The following is a 12,282-nucleotide window of genomic DNA, read 5'->3' as shown; positions in this document are numbered from 1 at the left end:
CAATAGGCTTGAATATACCGCGAAGGGACTGATGAGCGCATACGAAAATATGCAAGCATCGGAGTCCAGAATTCGAGACGCCGATATGGCGGAGGAAGTTGTCTCGCTGACCACAAAACAAATATTAGTGCAGAGTGGTACGGCAATGTTGGCGCAGGCAAACATGAAACCGAATTCAGTTCTCAAGCTTCTGCAACAGCTCTAAGGAAGCCTTCCAGGAGGGAAGGTAGAAAAAAGGTTCCACCGGGAGGCATCACTCTCGGTGGATTTTTTTTACGGAAGATTCGTTCCGATCCAAGTCGAAATAGCGAATCGAACAAAAAAAAGTTTATGAGAGAATACTCGCTACTTAAGTTTTTCCAGTTTCGCCAAGGTGCAATGTTATCATTCTAAAGAATTTTTAGAAGCCACCTTTTTTCAGATGCAAAGCCGTCCTTTCAAATATTGTTTCAACTTTCTTTTTACTTTCACTGAACCAATCAAAAATTAACAAAACCGAGAACGAATCGGCAGAAGTCGAATTATACTTGTTCGAAAAATTGTACAGAATGTATGAGTATTTATTGAAATTCTGGTTGGATCGATTTTTCTCCGTTTGACCATACACAGGAGAATTTTTAGAATTTTCATCCCCTTAAAATTCTCGAAGCTCTTTGATACGAGAGCATAGTCTTGGAAAAATGGAGAGGCGGGAGGATTGGAATTTTTTAATTTTTATACTGGAAAGATGAGTGAACAGCGTCGGCATTCGGACGCAAAGTAAAGATTTTATTTTCTTGAGACCGATGTACTCGATTCAGGCAGGGCCGACAATTTCTAAAGTCAGAATAATGAAACTGGTAAAAGAAATATTCGAGATGGATACTTCAAGAATAACCATTTAAAGAAAACAATCCGTTGAGAAAGATTTTCCGAAGTTATTTCGTTTCTGAATTGAAAGAAGTAGAGTTACGGATGATAGCGAGCTAAAATATTCAATTTGTCGCATATTCTCGTTTCGTTGTGAATTTTCATATCGTCGGCCGATATAGGGGCCGAATCGAACAAAAGACGGATCATTCCACCATCCGTCTTTTGAAAATCAAATTAAAATCAATTCAGGATCGGTTCCGGTACTTTGTTGCTTACTGCAGGAATCGACTTGAGATAAGCATAAATGTCTTTGAGATCCTCGTCGGTTAAAGAATTTAAACTTTCTCCCATGATCGGCGCCATTGGAGGTAGTAATGATCTTCCGACTCCCATTCTTTTTTGCGTACGTATGGTTTGGATAAACATTTCTTCTGTCCAACCTCCGATTCCGGTCTCCTTATCTGGAGTTAAGTTTTTCGCAAAGGTAACTCCCCAAGGGCCGACGGTCGCAGTAAGGTCACCGGCAAACAAAATCCAAGGACTTCCTTTGAAACTTTTGTATTCGGGCAACTTGTTCGTTTCCAGGTAGCCGGCGAGGTGTTTAGAAGTATTTGGAACGGGACCTTGCGGTGTCATGCTCTTGGATGTATGGCAGTCGGCGCAACTTCCTAACTTCACTAATTTTTCTCCGCGTTTTACGCGGGCTGAGTTTTGATCTTGGGAACAATTTGCGAAGATTGCAAAAGCCAAAATCAAGAATGAAATTCTAGTTTTCATGATTTTTCCTCTTTGAGTTTTTTATGAATATCATTCAGATAGATATCTTTAGCTGAACGAATTTAATTGAGTGAATTTAATTCACTTTTTTAGAAATGACTCCTATGAAATGAGTCAGACTACCTCCGATTTGAATTTGGAGCACTCTTTGTATGGATCGAATTAAACTCAATTTAAAAATAAAAAATACATTCTTTAGATATTGATTGTTACATTATAAAAATAAATATTAGGAAGTTATTTATAATATAAACTATACATTATAAGAATACTGTATTTCGAAATATTCAAGGGAATTAAATCTTTGTATTAGTATGTTTCTGACTTAAAGGTGAAAGGAAAGAAGAGAATAGACTCGTAAGAATAAGTTTTTTAGAAACTTCAATCGATTCGATTGCTTGTTTGGAAAGACTGTTTTGGTCTTTCGGAAAAAATATTCGCAATGAAAAAAATGTTTTGAATGTATTGCACCGAATTGCTGGGAGAAAACGAGACTCTATTTATAATTAATATTCATTTTTCTAAAAGACGTGAAATCCCAATCCAACCCTTCTTTTTCCTTTGAAAATGGAGGGCTGGAAGGTCACAAAACTTTTATGCGAAGATCCGAATAACATTCTATCATTTCCAGAACTTTGGGTATTGTCTGCTCTTTACCAAGTTATTGAACAGAAGGGCTAAGATGAAAAGAATGAAAGACCCGGATAAAGCAGGCGTTAAGAGAAATGTCCAATCTGCGTTTCCCATAAGGATGACTATGGGATCGGCGCCTGCAGGAGGATGTGTCGTTTTTGTGAGTTGCATGACTGCAATGGAAGTGGCGACCGCGAAACCGAGGACATACCATTCGTTACCTAAGAAAGTGAGAAAGAGGAGTCCGACCAATGAAGAAGCCAGATGTCCTCCGATTAAGTTTCTTGGCTGGGATAATGGACTATCCGGGACTCCAAATAAAAGAACACACGAGGCGCCGAATGGAGCCATTATCAAAGGATAGTTTAGTGTTTTCGATAAGAGCGCGATGCAGGAAATTCCAATCAGACCCCCGATCCAGGAAAAGAGAATATGAGTTGAATTCGGTCTGGAAGGGGATTTCGTTTCCGCTTTCATTTTAAGAAGGATTTGTTTCATAGATTTTTTAATTCCTCTTTGATTCCTTGAATTGTTTGTTTTAATATTGAATCTTTCGAATATATTTTTCGAATCAGCAAGGAGCCTTGGATCCGATTTACGTAATCCTGGCTCAAACGCTCCGCTTTCTTTTTTGAAAAAAGAATTCTTAGATTTGAAAAGTAGACGTCCGTCCAACGATCAAAAAAGAACCGAATTTGTTTCTCCGCAGACTCGTGAAGAGACTTTGCTTCTAAAGAAACGTTAGCAAAGATACAACCGTCAGGGTGATTGAGAAAGTATTTTAGAATTTTCTCGTTGATTAGGATGATCGTGGTCGCAGAGCTCTTTCCAGAGGTATTAAAGATCGTGGTCTCAAAGTGATTCTCAACTCTCAAAAAAACCTCGTCTAAAATGGCTTCCTTACTTTCGAAATAGTGATATACGCTCCCTTTCAGCAAGTCGCAAGCTTTTGCAATTTCCGACATGGAAGTAGATACATATCCTTTTTTTCGGAAGAGATCCAAGGAGGCAGAGACAATTTCCTCTTTTTGATTTTTCCCCTTCATAAGAATAAACTACCAAACGGTTGGTCAAATTTCAAGAATAATTTCCATACTTCTTTGATTTTTTAGGCAATGAAATTTTGTTTTCTATGAGATATTTTTCAATTCCGGATTCTTGCCAACGTTTGTAATCAAAGAAATGCGGATTGAAATTCTTAAGAACGCATGCTCATCGCCTAAAAACTGTCGTTTCCTAATTTCTTGCGTGAATCAATGAGCAATGTTCCAAAGAAATACGAATTTCTTTGGAAATGGAGAACTGTGGCTTTGATTTTTTAGCGGGTTCAAAACAGAAGAAGGAAAAGGTTTCCCAAAAAAAGACAACGAGTGAAAAAAATTCTCAGTGGGTGGAATGGATAGGAGGGACGCTGAAACCCTACGATGCCGACAATCGGAGAATCATAAATTAAGATGAGTTCTTTCAAGATTTGCACGAAGAGGAAAGATTGAGAAAGCCATTAAGGACTTCCGCCAACCCGTTCGCTATCAGATAAGTCAGAAGATACGAAAAAAAAAAGGAAAAGATTGTATAAATTAGAACCGCCAAGGTCAATAGAAAAAAGGTTCTAATCGCATTGATCCCGGAGCGAATTTTTCGGATTTTATTCTCTTCATTCTTTCCGTTCAACACAAGATAAGGAAGATTTTTCCAAATAATATTTCAAAGCTGTTGACGAAAAATGAATCTCGATCGTTGTGAAAATTCCTGGATATTTTTAGGGAAATTCTTTTGATCGTCTCGCGAAATCGAAGCATGAAATCGAAGCCATTTTGCCGAGGCGGAATCTACAGTAATTTTCAGTGGAAAAAGATTACCTCAACTTCCAATCAAACCGGGTCCGCGTCCTAGCAGAGTTCTTACTGTAAAACGTTCGCGGTCCCCACCCTCATCGGGTGGAGGAGGCGGGTCGGCGGGAAAAAATCGGGAAGATTTTCTCTATCACAAAATTCTTCTCCTCTCAAGTAGAATTTTCTCCTTCGCAGATTGTAGGAGGTACTACGAAATCCGTATCAGAGTTTCAAATCTTTTTGAAGCTTTCTTTAGCAGAGAATATTTTAAAACTGGAAGTTTTTCTTTTTCGAAAAAACGATAAGTTCTACAGAATGGCGCGCGGGTAAAAAAATGCCCGGAAAAAAACTTCCCGGGCATTTTTTAATCTCGAATTAGAAATAAATTTTTTACTTCAGAGGTTTGAATTCTAAAGTCACAACGCCTCGCGTTGCCGATTTTACTTCTAATGACTTGCTGGATAAGAAAGAAAATCCTCTGTCTTTTTTATAGACCAATTCTTCTTGAAAGAGGGAATCTTTTCCTGGATAGATTACTTCCCACTCGGAACCGTTCGTATCGGAAGTTCTTACGTTTACTTCTTTTGCGGCGGTAAATTCAGTCAGGTCATCTTTGAATTTCGTAGCTTCGTCCGCGTTCAAACCGGTGAATTTTAAAACGATCGGATTGTTTTCAGTGAGGTTGAACCATTCTTCTTTTAGTTGTGTGTTTACTTTTTTGGAAACGGATGCCGCCCATTCGGAAATCGCTTTTTCTCTGGAAACTTTTTGAGTGATGTCCGCACCGCGTCCATCTGCCGTTCCGCTATCCACGATCTTTCCATCACCCCAAAGAAGAACTACTTTGTAAGTTCCGGTAGCCGCCGTGTTGTAGATGGTTCTTTCGAGAGCCTTTCCGTTTACGGAGTCCAGAGGTTGTTGGTCTTCCGTTTCTACGGTTCCCAAAACCAATACTTCCGCTTGAAGTGCTTCCGCGAGAATCTTAATCAGAGGGGAACCTTCGACTTTCTCCGGATCCACTTGATTCTTACTCACTTTTTTTGCGGTCAAAGCTGGATCAATGATCTTGTTACCATTCTTCTTGAGAGCTTTGATGATTTCCGCTTCTCCGAAATTGTTCGGACCGGCAGGAAACACGGGAACTCCCGCAACGTTTCCAAGAACTAAAACCGCAACTCTTGGATTTCCAACGTCTGCGAGAAGGTTGTCAACCGCGGTGGAGATCTTCGATTCTTCCACTTCACATCTTACGGTGAGTTTCAACATCGGTTGTGTATCGATCTTTCCTTCCGCTTCGTCAATGATGTCATAACTTTTCACGAAAGCGTCGGTCTTAGAAAGAAGGCTAGAACCTAAGCTTTCTCCGTCAGATGCCTTGCTCTTGTTGCTGATTTCTTCTCCGATCACCTTTCGAACTGCGTTGATTTTTGCGTCTTTCAGAGCTCTTTGTTTTGCGATCTGTTTGTCTCCGTTGTAGATAGGAGCTTCTCCGATTACGGTAACTTTGTTACCTTCTTTTTCGTAGAATTCTTTTTTCTTTCCACGAGTGGAACCGGAAGAACCGCAGTTGACTGCGAACGTAATAACTGCTAAGGCCGCGATGAGCCTGATGGTAGGGAAACGATTCATTTTGTCGTTTTTCTCCTTGAAGAATAGGTTTGAGGGATTTTCTTAAACAAAATAGGAATTTTCGGATGCTCTACACAAAAATAAAGAAAAAATTCTTCCTCTTAGTCATTTTTTTTCTCTTCCTCCCTTCGGTCGCCTGCGCGGAAAAAGGATTTCGTAAACATATTTCCGACTCACAGCTTGTTCCGTCTGAAAACGAATTCTACTCCAGTGTACTTCCGGGCCTTTCGGGAAAGAATGTCATTCTCATCACAAATCCGTCAGGAATCGGTAGAAGTCCCGAAAGAATCATCAGAGAATTCAAAAAACACGACGTAAAGATCAAACATCTCATCGGATTGGAACACGGTTTTCTCGGTTTGGAAGAAGACTTCAGTAAATCTCCCGTTACAGTGGATGAGTTTTTCAATCTTCCGATCTATCATATCTATCGAGTCAAGAACGCGGAACTTCCCGCGATTCTCAAAGGTGCGGATGCGATTCTTTTCGACGTGCAAGATATGGGGATGAGATGTTACACCTATCTTACGGTTTTAAAAAGAATCATGGATGGAATCCCGGATCCGGCTTCGACACGATTGATTCTTCTCGATCACGTAAACCCCGCCTTGTATCTGAAAGGAAGAGGAGAAATCATCGATAAAAAATTTCTTAACTTTGCCGGAGAATTTCCGTCTCTCTTTTTCAGCGGTCTTACATTGGGAGAATCCGCAAATTTCTATAACAACGAATATCTCGCAAAGAAGATTCAGCTGGAAGTTCTTTCACCGAAAAATGCAAAACGTTCTTTCGATTGGGATAAGGAAGGAATTCCTTGGACGACTCCATCTCCGAATCTTCCGATGGTCGATTCCGCGATCAATTATCTCGGTCTTGTTTTATTAGAAGGTGTGAATGTTTCCGTAGGAAGGGGAACGACGGCTCCTTTTGTTTACTTCGGTGCACCCTGGATGATCGAACCGGAAAAATTAGCGGAAGAATTGAATCAGAATTCCGGCGGAGATTATTATTATCAAACCGTTTTTTTTAAACCGGTTTTCGGGCCGTTTAAGAACGAGATCTGCCGAGGTCTTCGCCTAACTGTTGTGAATCGAAAATACGATCCTCTTAAAATGGCATATAAGCTGATCGCAGGAATCAAAAATTCATACGGTAAGGATTTTAAGTGGAGGTCTTATCCGGACGGAACCCATAATATCGATTTTCTCTGGGGAACTTCTTCATTTCGAAACGCGATCGAATCCGGGAAAACATACGAGCAATATTCCGCATTCTTGAGTTCTACCGAAAAAGAATACAATGAGAAGATCAAAAAATACTATCTCTACTAAAATGAAAACGATGATGAGAATCAATTCCATTCGAACGATTTTTCTTTTTATTCTATTCTTCTTTTTGAATGTTTCTCTGACAGCGGACGGACATTCCTGGAAGGAGTATCAGCTCCGAGAGTTGATCGGACGATTGAAGTATTATACGTTCGCGAAGGTCGCCCAAAGTCTTCGTGGAGTTTATCCCACGAGTCAGGAACAACTCTGGGAAAAATCGAATTGTCACGTTACCGTTCCCGAGCTTCCGGGACCTTTTTTCTGCGGATTGCTTCGCCATCAACATCCGTCTTCGGTTCCGGATTCTTCCGCAAATATCGATTCGAGTCCCAATTCGATTTCTAAGGATTATAAGAATATTCAACTCTATACTGGAACTACGATCGCCGGTAAGAATGTGGTTCAAATCACCTCGGACGAAAATCCTGGAGATTCTCTCCGTGCTTTTTATCTTACGAACGGTCACTTAAGCCACTACGAATTCCAGGATCGAATTTTGATTTTTGACTGGTCTGGTTCGAAGTTGAACGGGATCCTGGAAGTGAAAGTGGATCCGATTCTAAGACCGCTCTCAGGAAGGGAAATCCTTTTTCCATGAAACAAGTCGCGTCCGGTTTTCTGAGAATGATGGATCACGACGGAATCGATCCGGTTCGTTATATCTGGAACTGGGCGACCTACGACTCGGAATCTTCCGAAAAACAGGAAAGTCATATACAAGAAGATTCTAATATTCTAAATTCTCTCGGTAAAAAATACAAACTCGCGTTTACCGGGAAAATCCGTTGTGTTTCCTGCGGACGGATCACTAAAAAAAGTTTCAACCAAGGAAACTGTTTTACTTGTTTTCAAACCTTGGCGGAAAACGATCTCTGTATTCTAAGACCCGATACATGTCACTATCATCTCGGTACTTGTCGCCAGCCGGATTGGGGTGATTCTCATTGTTTTCGACCGCATACGGTCTATTTGGCGAATAGTTCCGCGATCAAGGTTGGAATCACAAAGGAGAATCCGGTGTCCAATCGCTGGGTGGATCAAGGCGCTGTTCAAGGAATTCCTCTCGTCGAGGTCGGTTCGAGAAGGGACGCGGGAATTATCGAAAAGGAGCTCTCGAAAGTTTTGTCCGATCGAACGACCTGGCAGAAGATGGTCGCCGGGGATCCGGAGCCGATCGACCTTTCCGAAAGAAAAAAAGAATTCTTACAAAAGATCGAGGACTTGGATTTTGATCTCGACTATCGCGTATCGCCTCAGGAAAAACCGACTGTGATTCGTTATCCGGTTCTACACTTTCCCGAGAAAATTCTCTCTCTTTCTCCCGAAAAAAATCTCGTCATCGAAGACATTCTCACCGGAATCAAAGGACAATATCTCCTCTTTCAATCCGGCGTGATCAACATCCGCGCTTATGGCGGATACGAAGCGACACTGAGCGTTGAGTAAAAATTCTGCTATGATTCTAACTTCCTTCTCGAAAAGAATGTTTCGTATGAAAAAGATCGTAGTGAAGTTGGCTCTATTCATAAGCGTGGTTTCCTTCTGGGGTTGCGGGGTCATCATCGATTCCGTCGTTCCGATCGAGTTGGATCTTCAGATCGGAAAGTCGTTTTTAGAAAACGCAAAAGACGGAAAAGAAGGAATGCGGATTCTTAAAAACGCGGTTCTGGAAAAGTATGTGAAGTCCGTCGCCGATAAAATTTTGAAATCGGATAAGATCCAATACAAAAAAGAATTTCCTTATAAGATTTCCATTCTCGACGACGATGACACGATCAACGCGGTCTGCACTCCGGGAGGCTATATTTTTGTTTATACCGGCCTTTTAAAGTTGATTCAAGACGAAGCGACGCTCGCGGCGATTCTTGCCCACGAAATCGCCCACGCTGAAAAAAGACATTCCGTAAAACAGATCATCAGTTCGCTTGGAATTTACTTCACGATCTATATCGGACTCACGATTTTTTTAGGTTCGGAAGCGGCCAACCTCATTAACTTGGGGTCTAGAGTAGGAGGGGAAATTCTGACTCTTGCAAACAGTCGTTCCGCCGAGGCCGAAGCCGACGAGATGAGTTTCGAATATTTAAAATCCACAAAATACTATCCGGGTGCTCTTGAATCTTTTTTTGTCCTCATTGAAAAGAAGGAAAAGGAAGAAGGTGGAGTGGATCCGGACAAACGAGTGATCAAATTTTTATCCACACACCCCTTGAACGAGGAGCGAATCGCAGAGAACCAAAAACGTTTGGACAAAATCGGAAATCCGAAAGCTACTCCGGAAAATCTCTACTCGGCCCGTTATCAATCCGTCATGAAACGCGCGTTCGGCGAAAGAGAATAATTCATCTTACCTTTCTTGAGTGGAACGTCCGTGCACCGCGCTTCGTTCCCCATTCTTTCTGAAAACATGTGATAGTCGGAATGAAGGAAAGTCTCAGCTTTTCCAAATGATCTGAGGGGAATTTGATTCCAGATTTTTCTTTTGAGGGAGAAAGAAAGGTTCCCAAAACAATTCTTCTTTGAGATCATTGCTCGCCACGGACACTTCCTTCAATCCGTATCGAATCACCGTTTGTCAGAAGTGGAAAGGAGAATGGGAAAAACTTCTTGTATTCCTGTTTGGCACAGATAAAGTTTCTCCATCTATGCGCCTGGAACACAAACTAAAAAAATGGGTGGAAGCGGGTTTGATCGGTTCGGAACAATCCGAATCGATTCTTCGTTTTGAAGAAAACAGAAAAACTCCTTACTTATATTATTCTTTTCTAATTTTAGGAGTTGTGGTGATCGGAATCGGGATCATCGCAGTCATTGCGGCAAATTGGGAAGAAATTCCGGATTTCGTGAAGTTAGGCGCCGCTCTCCTCGTTTTGACTTCCATCGGGGTCGCCGGATTTTTGAAACGAGAGAATCCGAATCTTTTGACGGTATTCATCGTTCTCAATTCGATTCTGATCTTGGGAATGATCGGTCTGATTTCCCAGGTGTATAATCTCGAAGGAAAATACTACGAAGCGGCGATGCTTTGGTGTATTCTCAATTTCTTATTTTTGATTTCGACGGATTCGAAAACGTTTCTGCATCTCTGGCTGATCGGTTTTCAGATTTTTGTCACGGGTTGGATTTTCGATAAGGAATATTCTCTTGAGACGCGTTATTGGACCGAATACTTCTATCTTTCCACGATTGGATACTTTACGCTTTGGTTAGCGACCGAGAAGTTTGCTTTGGATTCGAGAAAGGGGACTTTGTTTCTTTGGACCGTTTTGTTTTTAATCGCGGGAAGTTCCTTCCAGGGGTTCTTGGAAAAAAGACCGCCGGAATCTCCGGAGAATTTAGGTTGGATCTTTTTGGGTGCCGACTTCTCTTGGTTCCGTCTAACGTTGCGTTTGCTTTCTCTTTTTCCGGCCGCGTATCTTTTGATTTCTAACTCCGAATTTTCGAAGAGTCAAAAAAGATCTCTTGTTTTCAGCGCGGTGTTCTTTTTCCTTCTTTACTTCCCATTTCCGTTTCAATACGTGCAAGCCGTTTCGTTCCTTTCCCATGTTTGGAACTATTCGATTTCATTGATTCCGGCGTTCCTATTTATTCTTTTTTGGTTGGGAATCGCTTCCGCGTTTCGTTCCCATAAAAAAATCTTCGATCTTTCCATCGCGATCATCGGAATTCGGTTTTTGTTTTTTTACTTCGACGTCTTTGGCTCCTTGACGTATACCGGCTTCGGTTTGATTCTTTCCGGGGCGCTGATCATCGGGCTTACGATCGGATACATAAAATACAAGGGTAAGGTTCGTACCTTACTCGGAGGAGAAGAATGAGAATTCTAAAATATTTGTTGCTCGTTTCGTTTGGAATTCCGGTCTTATTCTTCGCGGCGGAAATTGTATATTTAGAATTTGGAAAGAAATCCGGGAAAGAATTGATTCTTCCCATTCAAGGTTATGACCCGAGGGATTTGCTTTCGGGCCACTACCTTCGTTATAGTATTTCATACCAAACCGAAATCCTATGTTCGGATTCGAATCGAGAAACGATTCGAAGAAAAACGAAAACCGAAGAATCGCATTGTGTCTGTTATTCGCATTCCGGAAAGATTCTGGAAGGGGAAGGATTTTTTGTGGAAAACTGCGACCCCGATACTCTGAAGAGTCGAGATCTTTGTAGGGTTTATCTTCGTGGTAGTTGCAATTCCGGAAGATTTAAGATCGGGAATGAAAGATACTACGTGAACGAGCAAAAGGCCGGCGAATACGAAGCACGTCTTCGTAAGGAGAAGGGAGTTCACATCCGTTTGAAAGTGGATACGGAGGGAAGAGCAATCACCGACGCTCTCATTTGGGAGGACGGATCTTCGCTGTAACTTCGTTGAGACTGCAGAAGTCGTTTTCGCCGTATCCGGCGTTCATTCCTTTGTCGTAGATCGAAGGAAGATTTTGGCAAAGGGACAAATCCGTTTGGGATTCTTTCGCGAGTTCGATCGCGTGAAAGACGTCTTTTCTCATATTTTTGAGTGAGAAGTGTGTTTCGTAGTTTCCGCTGAACACGAAAGGAAACTTGAATTCTGCGATTCCGGATTTTGCCGCAGATTGAAGAAGAATGTCTTTTAGAATTTCAGCGTCAACTCCGGAATTCTGAGCGAGCGCAAATCCTTCCATATAAACTTCGAAGATTCCCGCTTGGATCATGTTCAATGCAAGTTTTGCCTTTTGTCCGTCTCCAACTTTTCCACAATAGACCGTATTCTTTCCACAAGTATCCAAGAAGAATTGAACGTCTGTGACTTCTTCTTTCCTGGCTCCGATCATAAAAAGAATCTGGCCGTCTCTTGCCGCGTTTTTAGATCCGGTCATCGGAGAATCATAAAAACGAATTTTTCTTTCGGCACATTCTTTCGCTAAACGAATGGTCAAGGGAAGAGAAGTGGTTCCGCAATCCAGGATTACTTTCGGCTTTGTTTCCAATAAACCCGATCGTAAGACTTCCTTTTCCACGACTTCGTCTTCGGTAAGACAAAGAATGACCAGATCGCTTTCTTTAGCCGCTTGTGTGGACGTCGTGAAGATTTCAGAATTTTCATTTTTGAGATCCCTGATCTTTTCGGTGTTCCTTGCGTAAAGTCGAACCTTGTATCCTGCGTTTAATAGATTCGAGGCTATTCCTCGCCCCATGATTCCTGTTCCGATTATGGAAATAGTATATTGATTCATTATAATATAGAATAAAAATAAATT

At 41.5% G+C, this 12,282-nt stretch carries 12 protein-coding genes (1 of these 12 only partly in view); 7 read left to right on the top strand and 5 right to left on the bottom strand.

The genetic code is table 11. The annotated features are described in order from the left end of the window. Window positions 1–205, top strand: the final stretch of a protein-coding gene (locus DLM75_RS09575) for a flagellin N-terminal helical domain-containing protein (RefSeq protein ID WP_118968291.1). Its footprint begins 647 nt before the window's first position; 205 of the gene's 852 nt are visible here — the last part of the coding sequence; its start codon lies beyond the left edge, outside the window; its stop codon occupies window positions 203–205. 887 nt (window positions 206–1,092) lie between these two features. On the opposite strand, the gene DLM75_RS09570 is transcribed toward DLM75_RS09575, so the two are convergent. The 4 genes from DLM75_RS09570 to DLM75_RS09545 all read right to left on the bottom strand — a co-directional run bounded on the left by DLM75_RS09570 (window position 1,093) and on the right by DLM75_RS09545 (window position 5,723). After that, on the bottom strand, window positions 1,093–1,632 hold the full coding sequence (locus DLM75_RS09570) for a c-type cytochrome (RefSeq protein WP_429945453.1): 540 nt from the start codon (window positions 1,630–1,632) through the stop codon (window positions 1,093–1,095). A gap of 618 nt (window positions 1,633–2,250) precedes the next feature. Continuing rightward, window positions 2,251–2,760, bottom strand: a complete 510-nt coding sequence (locus tag DLM75_RS09565; RefSeq protein WP_118968289.1) for an HPP family protein — start codon at window positions 2,758–2,760, stop codon at window positions 2,251–2,253. Next, window positions 2,757–3,308, bottom strand: a complete 552-nt coding sequence (locus DLM75_RS09560) for a TetR/AcrR family transcriptional regulator (RefSeq protein WP_118968288.1) — start codon at window positions 3,306–3,308, stop codon at window positions 2,757–2,759. The genes DLM75_RS09565 and DLM75_RS09560 overlap by 4 nt, the downstream gene beginning before the upstream one ends. Before the next feature lie 1,176 nt (window positions 3,309–4,484). After that, window positions 4,485–5,723, bottom strand: coding sequence for a lipoprotein LipL46 (locus DLM75_RS09545; protein WP_118968285.1), 1,239 nt, complete (start codon window positions 5,721–5,723; stop codon window positions 4,485–4,487). Window positions 5,724–5,788: 65 nt separating this feature from the next. On the opposite strand from DLM75_RS09545, the gene DLM75_RS09540 reads away from it, so the two are divergent. The 6 genes from DLM75_RS09540 to DLM75_RS09510 all read left to right on the top strand — a co-directional run bounded on the left by DLM75_RS09540 (window position 5,789) and on the right by DLM75_RS09510 (window position 11,411). Then, window positions 5,789–7,054, top strand: coding sequence for an exo-beta-N-acetylmuramidase NamZ family protein (locus DLM75_RS09540; protein ID WP_118968284.1), 1,266 nt, complete (start codon window positions 5,789–5,791; stop codon window positions 7,052–7,054). Further along, on the top strand, window positions 7,023–7,649 hold the full coding sequence (locus tag DLM75_RS09535) for an LIC_11883 family protein (RefSeq protein ID WP_118968283.1): 627 nt from the start codon (window positions 7,023–7,025) through the stop codon (window positions 7,647–7,649). Before DLM75_RS09540 ends, DLM75_RS09535 begins: the two co-directional genes overlap by 32 nt. Further along, window positions 7,646–8,497, top strand: a complete 852-nt coding sequence (locus DLM75_RS09530) for a DUF2797 domain-containing protein (protein WP_118968282.1) — start codon at window positions 7,646–7,648, stop codon at window positions 8,495–8,497. Before DLM75_RS09535 ends, DLM75_RS09530 begins: the two co-directional genes overlap by 4 nt. Before the next feature lie 46 nt (window positions 8,498–8,543). Then, on the top strand, window positions 8,544–9,392 hold the full coding sequence (locus DLM75_RS09525; protein WP_429945442.1) for a M48 family metalloprotease: 849 nt from the start codon (window positions 8,544–8,546) through the stop codon (window positions 9,390–9,392). Window positions 9,393–9,696: 304 nt separating this feature from the next. Further along, on the top strand, window positions 9,697–10,869 hold the full coding sequence (locus DLM75_RS09515) for a DUF2157 domain-containing protein (protein ID WP_118968577.1): 1,173 nt from the start codon (window positions 9,697–9,699) through the stop codon (window positions 10,867–10,869). After that, a complete protein-coding gene (locus DLM75_RS09510; RefSeq protein ID WP_118968280.1) occupies window positions 10,866–11,411 on the top strand; it encodes a GDYXXLXY domain-containing protein in 546 nt (181 codons plus the stop codon). Before DLM75_RS09515 ends, DLM75_RS09510 begins: the two co-directional genes overlap by 4 nt. Here the strand turns inward: DLM75_RS09510 and DLM75_RS09505 are convergent. Further along, complete coding sequence (locus DLM75_RS09505; RefSeq protein ID WP_118968279.1) at window positions 11,383–12,258, bottom strand: NAD(P)-dependent oxidoreductase; 876 nt, start codon at window positions 12,256–12,258, stop codon at window positions 11,383–11,385. The two genes, DLM75_RS09510 and DLM75_RS09505, sit on opposite strands and share 29 nt — an antisense overlap. Between the last annotated feature and the right edge of the window lie 24 nt (window positions 12,259–12,282).

The organism is Leptospira stimsonii, from assembly GCF_003545885.1.
Taxonomy (GTDB): domain Bacteria; phylum Spirochaetota; class Leptospiria; order Leptospirales; family Leptospiraceae; genus Leptospira; species Leptospira stimsonii.
This window is presented reverse-complemented; position numbering and strand designations above follow the sequence as displayed.